This window comes from Gordonia caeni (assembly GCF_039537105.1).
Taxonomy (GTDB): domain Bacteria; phylum Actinomycetota; class Actinomycetes; order Mycobacteriales; family Mycobacteriaceae; genus Gordonia; species Gordonia caeni.
Map to the genome: position 1 here is coordinate 23,256 of NZ_BAAAZW010000008.1, position 16,257 is coordinate 39,512.

The following is a 16,257-nucleotide window of genomic DNA, read 5'->3' on the forward strand; positions in this document are numbered from 1 at the left end:
ACCGAGCCGGTGAAGCCCACCACCGACACCGATGCCGGGGTCACCGCCGACACCGGTGCGGTCGCGGTGCTGGAACGGCCCGAGGACGATCGGATCGACGGGCTGCCCGCGGTGTGGCAGCGGCTGGCCTCGGTCAACTCCAAGCGGGCCCTGGGCACCCTCCTGGTGCTGGTGCTGCTGGCGCTGACGCTGGCCGTGCCGGTGCGCACCTACCTTGCCCAGCGCGGGGAGTTCAACCGGCTCCAGGCCGAGAACGAGCAACTCGCGCACGAGGTAGACCACTACCAGCGCCGGGTGACCGAACAGAACGATCCCGCCTACATCGAGAACCAGGCCCGCGACCGCCTGCAGTACGTGATGCCGGGGGAGAAGCCGGTGGTGCTGACCTACCCGTACCGGGACCGCAGGCAAGCCGAAGAACAGAAGGCGCGCGAATACGCCGCCAATCCGTGGTACCAGAATCTGTGGGACGCGGTGTCCACACCGCCGGAGGGTCAGTGAGCGTTACCCGAGCCGAACTCGATGTGATCGCCGGCCAGCTCGGCCGAGAGCCGCGGGGGGTGCTGGAGATCAGCTACACCACGCCCGACGGACAGCCGGCCGTGGTCAAGACCGCGCCGCGACTGCCCGACGGCACCCCGTTCCCGACGCTGTACTACCTGACCGATCCGCGGCTCACCGGCGCGTGCAGCCGGCTGGAGTCCGGCGGCGTGATGCGGGAGATGACCGAAAGCCTCGCCGACGACGAGGAACTGGCGGCCGGCTACCGCGCCGCCCATCTGAGCTACCTGGCCGAGCGGGACGCGATCGAATCGCTGGGCACCGATTTCACCGGCGGCGGCATGCCGGACCGGGTGAAGTGCCTGCACGTGCTGGCCGCGCATTCGCTGGCGAAGGGGCCCGGGGTCAATCCGCTCGGTGACGAGACCGTCGCACTGTTGGCCGACGTGGAGAAGCTGCGCGGCATCGCCGTGCCCGCCGACTGGCCGGTCCTCGCCGACGAGGCGTCGTGACGCGCGTCGGCGCCGTGGACTGCGGCACCAACTCGATTCGCCTGCTGATCGCCGACGACGACGGGGCCGGCGGCCTGACCGACGTGGTGCGCGACATGGTGATCGTCCGCCTGGGCGAAGGGGTGAACGCCACCGGCCGCTTCCGGGACGAGGCCATCGACCGCACCCGCGCGGCGCTCGCCGGCTACGTCCAGACGATGCTCGACGCCGGAGTGCGCGACGTCCGGATGGTGGCCACCTCGGCCACCCGGGACGCGAGCAACCGGGACGTCTTCTTCGACATGACCGCCGAACTGCTCGGCCGAGTGAGCCCGGGCGCCGTCGCCGAAGTGATCAGCGGCGACGAGGAGGCCCGTCTGTCGTTCCGCGGCGCCCTCGGCGGCCTCGACCCGGCCGACGGCCCGTTCGTCGTCACCGACCTCGGGGGCGGCAGCACCGAAGTGGTGACGGCCGAGGCCGCGTACTCGGCCGACATCGGCTGCGTCCGGCTCACCGAGCACAGCCTGCATTCGGCCCCGCCGACCGCCGGCGAGATCGCCGATGCGGAAGCCTTCGTGGCCCAGCGGCTCGCCCCGGCCTTCGCCGCGGTGCCGGTCGAGTCCGCGCGCACCTGGGTGGGGGTGGCGGGCACGCTCACGACGATCGCGGCCCTCGATCTGGGCCTCGACCACTACGACCCGGCGGCGATCCACCTGTCCCGGCACGGTTTCGCCGACGTCGAGCGGATCTGCCGGGAGCTGGTTTCGGCGAGCAAGGCCGAACGTGCCGCGCTCGGCCCGATGCACCCGGGCCGCGTCGACGTGATCGGCGGCGGGGCGCTGGTGACTCTCGCACTGGCACAAGAGTTCTCGCGCCGCAGCGGCATAGACCAACTGGTGGTCAGCGAGCACGACATCCTCGACGGCATCGCCCTCGGCTTGCTCTGATCCGGCACGCGGTTCCTTCGAGTCCCGGGCACTTCCCTTAGGTAACACTCGCCTAATCACGGTGTACTTGCGTATTGTCGCTTTTGCGAGTTTGGGGGGTGACACCACGACGAAGGGAAAGCTTCCGTGAAGCGGACGACGAGATTTCTGGCCGCCGGTGCGGCCATGGTGATGACCACCGGGCTGCTGGTGGCCTGCGGTTCGAGCGACGACTCCGACTCGGAGGCGGTGGTGGTGTACTCCGGCCGGTCGGAGGAACTCGTCGGTCCGCTGATCACGCGGTTCGATTCGAACGGGATGAACCTCGAGGTCTCGTACGACCGCAAGGCCACCCAGATCCTCGAAGAAGGCCAGGCCTCCCCGGCCGACGTCTTCTTCGCCCAGGATGCCGGTGAGCTGGGCCGCCTGTCGGACGCGGGCCTGCTCGCCGAACTGCCGACCGACGTCACCGAGGTGGCCGATCCCCAGTACCGCCCCGGCGACAACAACTGGGCGCCGGTCACCGCGCGCTCGCGTGTGCTGGCCTACAACCCCGACGAGATCTCCGAGGCCGACCTGCCCGCCGGCATCGACGGGCTGCTGGACCCGAAGTTCAAGGGCCAGATCGGCTATGCGCCGACCAATGCGTCGTTCAAGTCCTTCGTCACCGCGCTGCGGGTGCTCCGCGGTGAAGACGGTGCGCGCGACTGGCTGACCAAGTTCCTGGCCAACGATCCGCAGGCCTTCGAGAAGAACGGGCAGATCCTCGACGCGGTGAACAACGGCACCGTGGCGACCGGCCTGATCAACCACTACTACTGGGCGGCCGCGGTGATGGAGAAGGGCGAGGAGAACGTGCCCTCGCGGCTGCACTTCTTCGCCGACGACGCGGGGTCGCTGGTGAACGTCGCCGGTGTCGGCGTGCTGGAGAGCTCGCCGAACAAGGAGCAGGCCTTCGACGTGGTCCGCGCCCTGCTGAACGACGACTCCCAGCGCTACTTCGCCGAGGAGACCGGCGAGTACCCGATCGCCGTCGACGTGCCCCTGGCGGTGCCCGGACTGCCCCGGCTCAACGAGCTCTCGCCGCCGCAGTTGAACCTGGACGATCTGGCCGACCTGGACGGCACCGAGCAGTTGCTGACCCAGGTGGGTGCGCTGTAGGCAAGATCCTTGCCGTAGTGGTCACCGCGATCTGCACGCTGATCGCGGTGCCACTGGCGTATCTGATCATTCGGGTCGCCGAGGCCGACGGCGTCTGGGAGATGGTCTGGCGGCCGCGGACGGCCCAGCTGGCGCTGAGCACGGCCGCCCTGACGCTGACGGTCACCGCGCTCTGTCTGGTGTTGGGCATCGGGCTCGCGGTGGCGGCAGTGCAGGTCAGCGGCGGTCGTCCGCTGATGGTCGGGGTCCTGTCGACGCCGCTGGCGATCCCGTCGTACCTGACCGGTTTCGCCTGGACCCGGCTGTTTCCCGGATTCGAGGGGTTCTGGGCGGCGGTACTGGTGCTCACGGTGGCCTGCTATCCGCTGGTCCTGCTCCCGGTGGCCGCGGCCCTCGCCGGCTCCGGCCGCGCCCTGGCCGACGTGGCCCGGACCCTGGGCCGGGGGCCGCTGCAGACCTTCGCCGGCGTCACGCTCCGGCAACTGCGGCCCGCGGCCGTGGGCGGTGCCCTGCTGGTGGCGCTGTACGTACTCGGTGACTTCGGCGGCCCCGCCTCGGTGCGCTTCGAGTCGTTCACCGTCGGCATTTACAACGCCTACAACGGCGCCTTCGACCGGGTGCTGCCGGCGGTCTACAGCGTTCTCCTGATCGCCGCGGCACTGGTACTGGCCGCGATCGAACGCGGTGTGCGGCGCTCGGACGCCCGGCCGCTCGCCGCGGTCCAGGGGCCGCCCCCGCGCGCCGGGACCCCCGCGCGCATCCTGGCCTGGGCGGTGATGGCCGGCACGCTGACGGTGGCGATCGCGATTCCCGTCGCCGCACTGATCCGCGAGGTCACGAGCTCCCGGCGACTCGCCCGGCGCTCGACCGGGGAGATCGCGGCGTGGCTCTGGCCGGATGTGACCGCGACCCTCGGCTACGCGGTGGTGGGGGCCGGCGTGGTGACGCTGCTGGCGATCCCCGTCGCCCTGTACACGTCCAAGCCCCGCCGACGCGGCGCCGGGGTGGTCGACTCGTTCTCGTACCTCGGGTACACGCTGCCGGGCGTCACCGTCGGTCTGGCCGTCGTCTTCGTCGGCATCCGCCTCGGTCGCGACTTCTACCTGACGCCCGGCCTGCTGATCGCCTGCTACGCGATGCTCTTCCTGCCGCTGGCGGTGGGATCGATCCGTGCCGGCTTCGACGCGACGGCCGGCTCCCTGGACGACGCGGCGCGCACCCTCGGCGCCAGTCCGTGGGGCGTCCTCTGGCGCGTGCGGCTACCGCTGGTGGCGCCCGGAATCCTCGCCGGGGCCCTGCTTGTGGGCCTGGCCATCGCCAAAGAACTGCCCGCGACGCTGCTGCTGCGGCCGATCGGCACCCGGACCCTGGCGACCCACATGTGGAGCCTGTCCAACGACGGCGCGACCGGGGAGGCCGCCGTGCTGGGCCTGGTCCTGATGGTGGTGGCCGCGATCCCCGCGGCCCTGCTGTCGACGCTTCTGCTCTCGAACGGAGATCGCCGATGACCGCGCCCCCGAGTGCCGCGCCGATGCTGTCGGTGGAGGAGATGTCGGTGGGCTACGGGCGCCGCACCGTGCTCGCCGACGTCGACCTGCGGGTGGCGAGCGGATCGATCACCGCGGTCCTGGGGCCGTCGGGCTGCGGTAAGACCACCCTCCTGCGCGCCGTCGCCGGCCTGGAGCCGATCACCGCGGGTGTGATCGCGATCGCCGGACGGACGGTCTCCGGCGCGGGCCGCCACGTGCCGCCGGAGCGCCGGGACGTGGGCCTGGTTCCGCAGGAGGGCGCACTGTTCCCGCATCTGACGGTGCGGCGGAACATCGGTTTCGGACTGCGCGGACGCGCCGGCCGCCGCGAGCGGGTCGACGAATTGATCGATCTGGTCGGCTTGCACGACCTCGCCGACCGGCGGCCGGGCAGTCTCTCCGGCGGCCAGCGGCAGCGGGTCGCCCTCGCCCGCGCACTGGCGCCCGCACCCGCGCTGATCGGCCTGGACGAGCCGTTCTCGGCGCTCGACTCCGGGCTGCGCACCCGCCTGCGGGCCGAGGTGGGCGTACTGCTGCGGTCGTCCGGTGCGACGGTCCTGCTGGTGACCCACGACCCGGCGGAGGCCCTCGCCCTGGCCGATCAGGTGGTGGTGCTGCTGGACGGGCGGGTGCACCAGGTCGGCGCGCCCGAGGAGCTCTACACCGCGCCCGCGGACTTCCGGGTCGGCGAACTCTTCGGAGAACTGAATCGGCTCACCCTCGACGGCGAGGTCCACTTCCTCCGGCCCCACGAACTGACGCTGGCCCGTACGGGAATCGACGGACTGCCGGGATCGGTGGCGGCGGTGGAGTTCCGCGGCTCACACCACCTGGTCTCGGTGGCGCCGACCGACGGACAACCGCCGGTGGCGGTAGCGATCCCGGCGACCGGCGAGGTCCCGGAACCCGGTACCGCCGTCGTGGTCCGGGCCGGTCGAAGCTAGCGGGCTCGGCTTCAGAGGGCGCAGGCCTCGCAGACCGAGGCCGGGATCAGCCCGACGCGCTGGAGACGGCCGAAGACCACGCAGCCGAGGCAGAAGCCGAAGGCGAACTCGGCGAACGCGGCGACGATCAGGGCGCCGACGACGATCTGGGCGGCCAGACCGTAGCCGAGCAGCGACAGGATCAGGGCCGTGCCGGAGAAGGCGAGGCCCACGGTCTGCGCGAACCGCTTCGGCGGACCGGGGACCAGCTTCTCCTTCTTCCAGATCTTCGGCACGATGACGTGGACGGCCAACCGCCCGAAGGGGGAGTACCGCGGGCCACCGGCCACGCGCAGCGCGAAACCGGCCGCCAGGACGGCGTACAGCCACCACTGATTCGCCGCGACGGCCGCGACCGCGAGCACGATCACCAGCCCCGCGGTCGAGCGCGCCGCGTAGTCGTTGACCGGATTGGGGAATCGGAGCAGGCCGCGCCACCGGCTCTCGGGCGGCGCGGGGACCTGGATCGTCGTATCGACCTGCGTGAACACGTGCGCAAGGATATGTTGTGCGCCCGTCGATGCGACAGGGTTGTACTCAGGCCGATTCGAAATCCGCGATCACGGCGAGCACGTCCTCGCCGTACTTGCCGGCCTTGGCCTCGCCGATACCGGACACCTCCAGCAGCGCATCGGCGCTGCCCGGCCGTAGCTGGGCGAGCGCCTCGAGCGTCTTGTTGCTGAACACCGTGTACGCCGGGGCGTCGGCCTCCTTGGCGACCGCAGCCCGCCAGCGGCGCAGCGCCTCGAAGAGGGCGCCGTCGTCGCCGGACAGCTGCGTGGCGGTGCGTTTGGGCCGGCCGGACGAACCGGACCGGATGCGCTGGGTCTCTTCCCGGAAGGTGACGGTGCGCTCACCGGACAGCACCGCGCGCGAATCCTCCGTGAGCGCGAGCACGCCGTACTCGCCGCGCGGGGCCAGCAGCCCCTGCGCGATCAGCTGGCGGATCACCCCGCGCCACCCGGCCTGATCCAGTTCGGTGCCGATCCCGTACGTGGACAGCCGATCGTGGCCGAACTGCTCGATGCGGGCGTTGGTCTTGCCCACCAGGATGTCGACCAGGTGCCCGGCGCCGTAGCGCTGACCGCCGAACTCGCGGTCGAGCCGCCACACCGTCGACAGCACCTTCTGGGCGGCGACGGTGCCGTCCCAGGTGGCCGGCGGCCGCAGGCAGGTGTCGCAGTTGCCGCACGGAGCGATCTCCTGGCCGAAGTACCGCAGCAGCTGCACCCGGCGGCAGGTGGCCGTCTCGCACAGCGCGAACATCGAATCCAGCAGCCGGCCCTGCGCCATGCGGTGGGCCTGATCGCCGTCGGAGGAGTCGATCAGCCGCCGTTGCTGCACCACGTCGGCCAGCCCGTAGGCCATCCACGCCACCGACGGCAGTCCGTCGCGGCCGGCGCGGCCGGTCTCCTGGTAGTAGCCCTCCACGCTCTTGGGCAGGTCGAGGTGGGCGACGAACCGCACGTCCGGCTTGTCGATGCCCATCCCGAAGGCGATGGTGGCCACCACGACTACGCCGTCCTCGCGGAGGAAGCGCCGCAGCGTGTCCTCGCGGGTCTGTGCGTCGAATCCGGCGTGATAGGGCATCGCGTCGATCCCGTTGGCGCACAGGAACTTCGCGATCTTCTCCACGCTCTTACGGCTGAGCGCGTAGACGATGCCGGTGAGGGGGACGCCGTCGTCGAAGCCTTCGGCGCGGATGAACTCCAGCAGCTGCTGCTGGGGCCGGTCCTTGGGCTCGATCCGGTAGCTGATGTTGGGCCGGTCGAAGCTGGCGACGAAGTGCCGGGCGCCGCCCAGGTGCAGGCGCTCGGTGATCTCGCGGTGGGTGCGGTCGGTGGCCGTCGCGGTGAGCGCGATCCGCGGGACGTCGGGCCACAACTGCGCCAGATCGCCGAGAGCCAGATAGTCGGGTCGGAAGTCGTGCCCCCACTGGGAGACGCAGTGCGCCTCGTCGATGGCGATCAGGCTCAGCGTCCCCCGGGACAGGAACTCCCGCGTCTGCGGCTGACTCAGCCGCTCGGGCGCGACGTAGAGCAGATCGAGCTCACCGGTCAGGTACGCCTCTTCGACGGCGATCCGTTGCTCGAAGCTCTGCGTCGAGTTCAGGTACGCCGCCCGTACCCCGAGCTGCTGCAGGGCGCCGACCTGATCGGCCATCAGGGCGATCAGCGGGGAGACGACGATGGCGCAACCGTCCCGCACCAGCGCCGGGATCTGGTAGCACAGACTCTTGCCGCCGCCGGTGGGCATCAGCACCACGGCGTCGCCGCCGCCGATCACCTGCGCGACGATCTCCTCTTGGTCGCCGCGGAAGGTCTCGTAACCGAAGACCGTCCGCAGGACCTCGTACTGGTCCGCCATTCGGGCGATCAGGACTCCGTGTCGCCGGTCGTGGGGGCTTCGGTCGCATCGGCGGCGGCGTCGCCCAGTCCGGGCTCCAACTCCAGTTGCTCGGTCTCGGCTTCCTTCGCGATCTTGGCGGCCTCGCGCATCTCGAAGCCGTCGGTCACCAGGTCGCCGATCTCGCGGGTCACGTCGACGATCGCCGTGGTGATGATCGAGGCGATGGACCCGACCCGGTGCGCGGTGTTCTCCACCACGTCCTGCACCAGGTCCTTGTTGCGTTCGAGCTTCCCGACCACGACGACTCCTTCACTCGTTGCCCCCGACGATACCGACAAGGCGCGGAGAGCGGACTGGGCGATCGAACGAATCAGGCGATCTTCTCCCGCCGGGCCGCCGCCGAGGCGTCGGCCTGCCGCTCGATGTTGAGCACCACGTCGTTGTCGTCGCGGGTGAACGAGTTCGGCAGCGACAGCTTGGCGATCTTGGCCCAGGTGGAGCCGAGCTGGCGGCTCAGCGAACCGGTGTTGTAGGGCAGGCCGTACTTCTCGCAGATCGCGCGGACCTCCTTGGCCATCTCCGGGTACCGGTTGGCCGGCACGTCGGGGAACAGGTGGTGCTCGATCTGGTGGCTGAGGTTGCCGCTCATGATGTGGAACAGGTCGCTGCCCTCGATGTTGGCCGAGCCGAGCATCTGGCGCAGGTACCACTCGCCCTTGGTCTCGTTCTCGGTCTCCTCCTTGGTGAAGGTCTGCGCGCCGGTGGGGAAGTGGCCGCAGAAGATGATCGAGTAGGTCCACACGTTGCGGATCAGGTTGGCTGAGGCGTTGCCGACCAGCGTGCTGAGGAAGAACGGTCCGGTCAGCGCCGGCCAGATGATGTAGTCCTTGGCGACCTGCCGGCTGGCTTTGCGCCACATGCCCTTCACCAGGCCCTTGACGTCGCTCCACTTGCGGCGGCCGGTGATCACGTTCTCGGCCTCCAGGTCGTGCAGCATGACGCCCCACTCGAAGAGCAGCATGAGCGCGGTCGCGTAGCCGAGGTTGCCCAGGTAGTAGGGGTTCCACTTCTGGTCGCGGGCCATGCGCAGGATGCCGTAGCCGATGTCGCGGTCCTCGCCGAGGACGTTGGTGAAGGTGTGGTGCAGGTAATTGTGGCTGTGCTTCCACTGCTCACCGGGGCAGACGGTGTCCCAGTCGAACTCGCGCGAGTTGTAGGTGTCCTCGCGCATCCAGTCGTACTGGCCGTGCATGACGTTGTGGCCGATCTCCATGTTGTCGAGGATCTTGGCCGCGCCGAGCGCGCCGACGCCGGCCAGCCACACCGGGGGGATGAACGGCAGGTACATCATGGCGCGGCCGGCGAACTCGAGCTTCCGCTGGGCGCCGATGATCCCGTAGATGTAGTCGCGGTCGGACTGGCCGAGCGAGTCCACGACGCGGGTGCGCAGGGCCTCGAGCTCGGCGCCGATCGCCTCCACCTGCTCGGCGCTGAGGTTGACCTCGACGGTCTTGTCGTCGTTCTTGGTGGGGAAGTAGTCGGTGATGTTGATGGCCATGTCGATACCTCTTTCGGTGACGGGCGGATCTACAGGAGGGATGTCTACAGGTCGATGTCGACGTCGCCGACGGGCGCGTTGACGCAGATCTGGATGGGCTGGTCGGCTTCGGAATCGAGCTCGCCGGTGAGCATGTTGCGGGTGCAGCCCGACTTGCGGACCTTGGTGCACGAGAAGCAGATCCCCATGCGGCAGCCGTACTCGGGATTGAGGCCGGAAGCCTCGGCCTGCTCCAGGACGGTGCGGCCGTCGTTCTCGCTGGTGGTGCCCGAAGCGCTGTACGAGACGGTGCCGGTGATCGGCTGATTCGGGTCGATCACCGGGGCGGTGTCGAGCGTGAAGGCCTCGGTGTGCAGGCGATCGCCGAGGCCGCGGTCCTCGTGGTACTCGCGCACAGCGGCGTTCAGCGACGGCGGTCCGCACAGGAATACCTGTGCACCGACTGCGTCGGCGAGCCCGTCCAGATGTGCGGGCTCGAAGTGCCCGCCGGCCGGGGTGCGGGTGTAGTGCAGGTGCACGTCGACGTTGCCGAGCGTGCGTGCGGCGGCCTCGAGTTCGGTGCGGTAGGGAACGTCGTCTTCCGACCGCGCGTAATGCACCAGAGTGACCGGCTGATCGTGTCCTTCAGCGATCATGGTGCGCAACATTGAGATGACAGGTGTAATGCCACTGCCGCCGCTCACTAGAACGGTGCGTTCCGGTCGCTGCGCGGGCAGGACGAAGTCGCCGGCGGCGGCCGAGAGGCCCAGGACGTCACCGACTGCGACGTCCTCGCGCAGGTGCTTGGAGATGAAGCCGTCCTCGTGCGCGGTCACGGTCAGCTCCAGCGTCGCCGTGTCGCCTGCGGCGTTGGCGGGCGAGAAGAACCGGCGGTGACGCACACCATCGACGACGGTGCTGACCTCGACGTACTGTCCGGCGGTGTGTCCCTTCCACTGGCGCGTGGGCGCCAGCGTCAGGGTGACGCTGCGGTCGGTCTGGAGGGTGCGGCCAGTCACTTTGGCTCGGGTCTCGCGCCAGGTGATCATCGGGTTGACGAACTCGAGATACCGGTCGACGGGGTACGGGGTCGCGGTCGCCTCGACGAGATTCTCGAGGAGGCCTGCGAGTCGGCTTGCCATGGTTTCTCCTTCGGGACGAACGTTCATCGGCGGGGCTGTGCCGGTTTTGAGTGAACGTGTGTACACCAATGACGATGACATAGTTCGCGCGCGGCCTGCAAGGCCTTTCTGTGTGTCGCCGGTCACCGCCTAGACTGATCTCCGTGGCCTCTACGACCGATTCGTCAGGTGGATCGCGCCGTCGTTCCCGACGTGGACGGGCCGACGGCGACACCGGCGTGTCGCGGGCGGAGAAGAAGGAACAGACGCGGCAGGCGCTGCTGGACGCGACCATCGACTTGGTGGACGACCGTTCATTCGGCAGTCTCTCGCTGCGCGAGGTGGCCCGCGGGGCGGGCATCGTGCCGACCGCCTTCTACCGGCACTTCGCCTCCATGGAAGACCTCGGCGTCACCCTGGTCGAAGACTCCATGCGCGTGCTGCGCCGCGCCCTGCGCGAAGGCCGGCGGGACCTGGTCAAGGGCGGCATGCCGACCGCGCGGGAGTCGCTGTCGATCCTGTTGCGACACGTGCGCACCGACGAGGCCAAGTTCCGCTTCCTGATCCGCGAACAGCACGGGGGCGTCACCGAGGTGCGTCGCGCGATCAACACCGAGTTGCGGCTGTTCTCCCGGGAACTGGCGATCGATCTGGCGCGGGTTCCGGCCCTGGCCGGATGGGAAGCCGACGATCTGGAGATTGCGGCCGATTTGTTCGTCACAATCATGATGACGGCGGTGGCCGATCTGCTCGACGGTGACGGCCGGGTGGGGACCGAGCAGGCACTGGTCCAGCGCGCAGAGAAGCAACTGGTGATGGTGATTCTCGGATTGGGTCAGTGGAGGACCGAATGAGCGACGACCGGGTGGGGACCGAGTTCGGACCGTATCGAATTCAGGCGTTGATCGGACGCGGCGGAATGGGGGCCGTCTACCGCGCCTACGACACGGTGCGTGACCGCGAAGTGGCACTGAAACTCCTGGGCGGCAGCACCGCCGACGACGGCACCTTCGCCGAGCGGTTCCGCCGCGAATGCCAATTGGTCGCCCGGCTCGGGGAGCCACACATCATCCCGATCCACGACTTCGGCGAGATCGACGGCACCCTCTATCTCGACATGCGGCTCGTGGACGGGGAGAACCTGCGCCAGCGGCTGCGCAGCTCGGGGCCGCTGCCGGCCGAGGACGCGGTGGCCGTCGTCGGCCAGATCGGCGACGCCCTGGACGCCGCGCACGCGGCCGGCCTGGTGCACAGGGATGTGAAGCCGGAGAACATCCTGGTGACACCCACCGGCTTCGCCTACCTGGTGGACTTCGGGATCGCCCACGACGGCGCCGACTCCGGACTCACCAAGGCCGGAACGGCCATCGGCTCCACCGCCTACCTGGCTCCCGAGCACTTCGACAACGCTCCGGTGGCACCGTCCTCGGACGTCTACGCGCTTTCGGCGGTGCTGTTCGAGCTGTTGACCGGACGGCCCCCGTTCGGCGGCGACACGGTCAGCTCCATCATCAAGGCCGCGGTCCTGCAGCCCGCACCCGCGCCCAGTTCGATCAACCCCGCCGTGCCCACCGCGCTCGATGCGGTGCTCGAACGGGGTCTGGCGAAGGATCCGGTGCAGCGCTACGCCTCGGCGGGCGAGTTCGCGGCGGCGGCGCGGGGCGCACTCACCGGGGAGGCGGCGACGTCGTTCATCGCCCACCCCGCACCCACCGCCCACGTAACCCCGGGTGGCGGGACCAAGCACTACAGCGGTCCCCAGCAGTACTCGGGTCCCCAGCAGTACTCGGGACCCCAGTACGCGGGCGCGCAATACGCGGGCACCCAGCAGGCGCAGATTCCGCCGTACTCCGGGCCCGCCGGCTACGGCGCGCCGCCGCCCCCGCAACGCGGAAACGGAGCCCAGTACGCGCTCGGCGGCGTCATCGTCGTGCTGATCGCGGCGCTGATCGGGCTGGGCGTGTACTACTTCGGCTTCCGGGACAGCGGCGGCGAGACGTCGGCGGCCGGTCCGTCGACCACCACGCTGACCAGCACCATCCAGCCGTCGCCGAGTACGCCGGCCACGCCGCCGCCGGGCTCGTCGCCCTGCGGTGCGGGGGTGGGCGTCGGCAGCGGGGTGACCTCGTGCGCCTTCGCCGAGAGCGTGCGCGCCGCCTACCTGGCTGCCGGTCCCGCCGGGCAGGCGCGGACGATCAGCGCCCACAGCCCGGTGACCGGCGTGACCTACACGATGTCGTGCACCCCCGAGGCGGGCATCATCATCTGCCGGGGCGGCAACAACGCCGTCGTGCACATCTACTAGAGGCGGGGAGTCCCACCGTGTACGACCCTCGAACGATCCTGCGCCGAAGCGTCGGCGTCCTGACGATCCTAGCCCTCGGGGCCGGCGCCGCGGCCTGTTCCAGCGATGAGCAGGCAGCCGTGGTCACCGAGGTCGTGTCGGTGACCGCGAGCGCCCCGGCCGACTCGAGCGAGACGCCGCCGCCGACGAACTCGGGCAACGCCGGTCGCGGCGTGGCGGCGCTGAAGTCCGGCTTCGCCGAGTTCAGCGCCGGACTCGCCCAGCCGGTCGGGGTGTCGATCGCCCCGGTCGGCGGCGGTGCGGTGATCAGCCTCGGCGACCAGGACCCGCAGGTCGCGTGGTCGACCATCAAGGTGCCGCTGGCGGTGGCCGCGCAGCGCAAGAACGGCCGGATGCCGGCCGAGCAGCCCGCGATCGTGGACTCCGACAACGCCGCCGCCGAGCAGTTGTGGGCGTCGCTGGGCACACCGGAACAGGCGGCGCAGGCGGTGACCGCGGTGCTGCGCGAAGGGGGCGACCAGACCACGGTGGTGCCGTCGGAGCGCCGTCGTGCCGAGTTCTCGGTGTTCGGCCAAACGGTCTGGGCGCTCGACGATGCGGCTTCCTTCACCGCGAATCTGCCGTGCCTGCCCGATTCGGAGTACGTGATCTCCCTGATGGGACAGGTCTCCGGCAACCAGACCTGGGGGATCGAGGCGATCCCCGGCCGCACCACCGCGGTGAAGGGTGGCTGGGGTCCCGGCGAATCCGGGGGCTACATCGTCCGGCAGATCGGGCTGCTGACCCGCAAGGACGGTCTGCAGACCGCGTTCGCGCTGAGCACCTATGCGCCGGGCGCGTCGATGGGTAGCGGCACCGCGGTGCTCGACCAGGTCGGCCGCTGGCTCGGCGGCCGCTTGGCGTCGATGCCCGGCGGCCGCTGCTGACCGCTGCCCGGTTCGGGCGAATCCGGTAACGGCGGGGCCACGCGCGGGTCTCGGGGCGGTCGTGGGGCTCGACCCCGACCGCCGGACTCCATAGTGTTACTGCTGTTGATGGAGTGACCTAAGGGGTAAGAGTGGCGAGTATTCGTCGATGGGCGATCGGTGTCGGGACAGCGGTGATCGTGACCAGCGCGGTGGTGGCCGGAAGCGGTGCGGCCCAGGGGCTGCCGGGTCTTCCGGGCCTGCCCAACGGCAGCCTCGGGGCGGCGACGGTGCCGAAGGCCGAGCTGGACAAGAGTTTCCGCGCCCTCACCAAGTCGATGGCCAAGTCGCTGCCCGGCCGGGTCGGGATCGCGATCACTCCGGTGAACGGCGACACTCCCGTCTCCTTCGGTTCGCTGAAGACCGCGCGCGCCTGGTCCACGCTGAAGGTGCCGGTCTCCATCGCCGCGCAGCGCAAGCACGGCCGCACAGTCCTGGCGAAGGAGACCAAGGCGATCGAACTGTCCGACAACGAATCCGCCGAAGCCCTTTGGGGGCTGCTCGGCGGCGGCCAGGCCTCGGTGGACGCGGTGACCTCGGTGCTGCGCGAAGGTCACGACGTCCACACCCGTGTCTCCTCCGAGCTCGATCACCCGGCCAGTTATCCGGGTGCGACGCCCTGGGCCCTGACCGACCAGTCCGTCTTCGCCGCCCACCTGCCGTGCATGCCGGACACCGAGGAAGTGCTCAAGCACATGAGCCGCGTGGCCGCGAATCAGCGGTGGGGAGTGGCCGAACCCAAGAGCAAGAAGGTCACCGGCGCGGTCAAGGGCGGCTGGGGGCCGGCCACCGGCACCGGCGGCGGGCAGGTGGTGCGCCAGCTCGGCGTCATCACCACCGAGCGCGGGCAGTACGGCGTGAGTATCGCGGCGCTCCCGAAGAGCGGATCGCTCACCGACGGCACCAAGATGGTGACGCGAGTGGGGCAGTGGCTGCTGCGGAATCTCGGCAAGTTCCCGGGCGGCACGTGCCCGGTGCTGCCGGTGGCCGACGAGGCTCCGCCCACGGCTCCGGAGCCTCCGGTGGACGCCGCTCAGTAACTGCTGAGCAGGATGGCCTCGGCGAGGGCGGTGCGCCGCAGCTCCTCGGGGTCCACGCTCTCGTTGGGTGCGTGAATCGTGCAGCGCGGCTCCTCGACGCCCAGGAGTGCGATCTCGGCGCGGGGCACCGCACCGGCCAGCACGTTGCACAGCGGGATGGAGCCGCCCTGCCCCGAATGCACCACCTGCGCACCGTCGTACGCCGAGGACATCGCCGCGGTGAGCGCGGCGTAGCCGGGGCCGTCGGTGCGCGGGGCGAACGGTGAACCGGCGGCGTCGGAGGTCACCTGGAGTTCGCAGTGCCAGGGCACGTGTGCGTGCAGGTGCGCGACGAGGAGGTCGTAGGCCTGCTGCGGGTCCACGCCCGGCGGGATCCGCAGGTTCAGCATGGCCGCGGCCGACGGGATGACGGCCGCGGCGCACTCGTCGATGCCCGGGGCGTCCACGCCGATCACCGTGACCGCCGGGCGGGCCCAGGTCATGTCCGCGGGCGTGCCCGAGCCGAGAATGCCGACGCCCGGAAGCACCCCGGCGTCGGCACCGAAGCGCTCCGGCGGATACGGTGCGCCGGTCCAGGTCTGGCCGGCGTCCAGGCCGTCGATCGTGGTGTCGCCCTGCGCATCCCGCAGGGTCGCCAGCAGAGCGATGAGGCCGGCCATCGCGTCGGGGGCGGCCCCGCCGAACTGGCCGGAGTGCACCGCGCCCGCCAGCGCGCGGACCTCGACGCGGACGTTCACCACGCCGCGCAGGCTGGTGGTCAGGGTGGGGACGCCGACTTCGATGTTGCCGGTGTCGCCGATCAGGATGAGGTCGGCGTCGAACAGCTCGGGCCGCTCGCGGACCAGGTGATCGAGGCCCTCGCCGCCGGCCTCCTCCGACCCTTCGATGATGATGCGGATGTTGCACGAGGCGTCCTCGCCCAGCGCCCGCAGGGCGGTCAGGTGCGCGACGAGGTTGCCCTTGCAGTCGGCGGCGCCGCGGCCGTACCAGCGGCCGCCACGCTCGGTGAGCGTGAACGGCTCTGTGGTCCAGAGGGATTCGTCGCCGGCGGGCTGGACGTCGTGGTGGCTGTAGAGGGCCACGGTGCGGCTGCCCTCGGGGCCGGGCCGGTAGCCCACGATCGCTTGCGAGCCGTCGCAGGTGTCGATCACCTCGCAGTCGAAGCCCAGGTCGGAGAATCGGGCGGCCACCCAGGCTGCGCTGTCCCGGTTGGCCTGGGCGCGGTCGGCGTCGCCGTGGATCGACGCGAAGCCGACCGCTTCGGCCAGGTCGGTGCGGGCGAGCGGCATCTGCGCGGCGACGGCGTCGGCGAGAGCGTTGTCAGTCATGACTCCACTGTCACACGTCGG

Annotated in this window: 16 protein-coding genes; 10 read left to right on the forward strand and 6 right to left on the reverse strand. The window is 70.3% G+C overall.

From position 1 onward, the window contains the following. The first annotated feature begins 9 nt into the window (after positions 1-9). The 6 genes from ABD732_RS13645 to ABD732_RS13670 all read left to right on the forward strand — a co-directional run bounded on the left by ABD732_RS13645 (position 10) and on the right by ABD732_RS13670 (position 5,552). A complete protein-coding gene (locus tag ABD732_RS13645) occupies positions 10-501 on the forward strand; it encodes an FtsB family cell division protein (protein WP_344784639.1) in 492 nt (163 codons plus the stop codon). Next, on the forward strand, positions 498-1,013 hold the full coding sequence (locus ABD732_RS13650) for a DUF501 domain-containing protein (protein WP_344784641.1): 516 nt from the start codon (positions 498-500) through the stop codon (positions 1,011-1,013). The genes ABD732_RS13645 and ABD732_RS13650 overlap by 4 nt, the downstream gene beginning before the upstream one ends. Beyond that, positions 1,010-1,939 carry a Ppx/GppA phosphatase family protein gene (locus tag ABD732_RS13655; RefSeq protein ID WP_344784643.1) on the forward strand — a complete coding sequence of 310 codons (930 nt, stop codon included), beginning with the start codon at positions 1,010-1,012 and terminating at the stop codon, positions 1,937-1,939. Before ABD732_RS13650 ends, ABD732_RS13655 begins: the two co-directional genes overlap by 4 nt. A gap of 126 nt (positions 1,940-2,065) precedes the next feature. After that, a complete protein-coding gene (locus ABD732_RS13660; RefSeq protein WP_344784645.1) occupies positions 2,066-3,079 on the forward strand; it encodes an extracellular solute-binding protein in 1,014 nt (337 codons plus the stop codon). A gap of 17 nt (positions 3,080-3,096) precedes the next feature. Beyond that, on the forward strand, positions 3,097-4,587 hold the full coding sequence (locus tag ABD732_RS13665; RefSeq protein ID WP_344784647.1) for an ABC transporter permease: 1,491 nt from the start codon (positions 3,097-3,099) through the stop codon (positions 4,585-4,587). Beyond that, positions 4,584-5,552: an ABC transporter ATP-binding protein gene (locus ABD732_RS13670; RefSeq protein WP_344784650.1), complete on the forward strand. Its 969-nt coding sequence runs from the start codon at positions 4,584-4,586 to the stop codon at positions 5,550-5,552. The genes ABD732_RS13665 and ABD732_RS13670 overlap by 4 nt, the downstream gene beginning before the upstream one ends. Positions 5,553-5,563: 11 nt before the next feature. Here the strand turns inward: ABD732_RS13670 and ABD732_RS13675 are convergent, their stop codons facing one another. The 5 genes from ABD732_RS13675 to ABD732_RS13695 form a co-directional block, all read right to left on the reverse strand. Beyond that, the gene (locus tag ABD732_RS13675) at positions 5,564-6,082 is read right to left on the reverse strand and encodes a DUF4395 domain-containing protein (protein WP_425553051.1); all 519 of its coding nucleotides are present in this window, start codon (positions 6,080-6,082) and stop codon (positions 5,564-5,566) included. Positions 6,083-6,128: 46 nt separating this feature from the next. Next, positions 6,129-7,958: a DNA helicase RecQ gene (gene recQ / locus ABD732_RS13680; protein WP_344784652.1), complete on the reverse strand. Its 1,830-nt coding sequence runs from the start codon at positions 7,956-7,958 to the stop codon at positions 6,129-6,131. A gap of 8 nt (positions 7,959-7,966) precedes the next feature. After that, positions 7,967-8,239: a hypothetical protein gene (locus ABD732_RS13685; protein ID WP_344784654.1), complete on the reverse strand. Its 273-nt coding sequence runs from the start codon at positions 8,237-8,239 to the stop codon at positions 7,967-7,969. 71 nt (positions 8,240-8,310) lie between these two features. Further along, positions 8,311-9,498: a fatty acid desaturase family protein gene (locus ABD732_RS13690; RefSeq protein WP_344784656.1), complete on the reverse strand. Its 1,188-nt coding sequence runs from the start codon at positions 9,496-9,498 to the stop codon at positions 8,311-8,313. Positions 9,499-9,542: 44 nt separating this feature from the next. Continuing rightward, positions 9,543-10,619, reverse strand: coding sequence for a ferredoxin reductase (locus tag ABD732_RS13695; protein WP_344784658.1), 1,077 nt, complete (start codon positions 10,617-10,619; stop codon positions 9,543-9,545). A gap of 143 nt (positions 10,620-10,762) precedes the next feature. On the opposite strand from ABD732_RS13695, the gene ABD732_RS13700 reads away from it, so the two are divergent. The 4 genes from ABD732_RS13700 to ABD732_RS13715 all read left to right on the forward strand — a co-directional run bounded on the left by ABD732_RS13700 (position 10,763) and on the right by ABD732_RS13715 (position 14,908). Beyond that, positions 10,763-11,452 (forward strand): TetR family transcriptional regulator, encoded by a 690-nt coding sequence (locus tag ABD732_RS13700; RefSeq protein ID WP_425553052.1) that lies wholly within the window; start codon positions 10,763-10,765, stop codon positions 11,450-11,452. Next, entirely contained in the window at positions 11,449-12,903 is a 1,455-nt protein-coding gene (locus ABD732_RS13705) for a serine/threonine-protein kinase (protein ID WP_344784660.1), read from the forward strand. Before ABD732_RS13700 ends, ABD732_RS13705 begins: the two co-directional genes overlap by 4 nt. 17 nt (positions 12,904-12,920) lie before the next feature. Continuing rightward, positions 12,921-13,829: a serine hydrolase gene (locus ABD732_RS13710; RefSeq protein ID WP_344784662.1), complete on the forward strand. Its 909-nt coding sequence runs from the start codon at positions 12,921-12,923 to the stop codon at positions 13,827-13,829. A gap of 131 nt (positions 13,830-13,960) precedes the next feature. Next, positions 13,961-14,908 (forward strand): serine hydrolase, encoded by a 948-nt coding sequence (locus ABD732_RS13715; RefSeq protein ID WP_344784664.1) that lies wholly within the window; start codon positions 13,961-13,963, stop codon positions 14,906-14,908. On the opposite strand, the gene ABD732_RS13720 is transcribed toward ABD732_RS13715, so the two are convergent. Continuing rightward, positions 14,902-16,236, reverse strand: a complete 1,335-nt coding sequence (locus ABD732_RS13720; protein WP_344784666.1) for a dipeptidase — start codon at positions 16,234-16,236, stop codon at positions 14,902-14,904. The genes ABD732_RS13715 and ABD732_RS13720 overlap by 7 nt on opposite strands. Positions 16,237-16,257 lie beyond the last annotated feature (21 nt).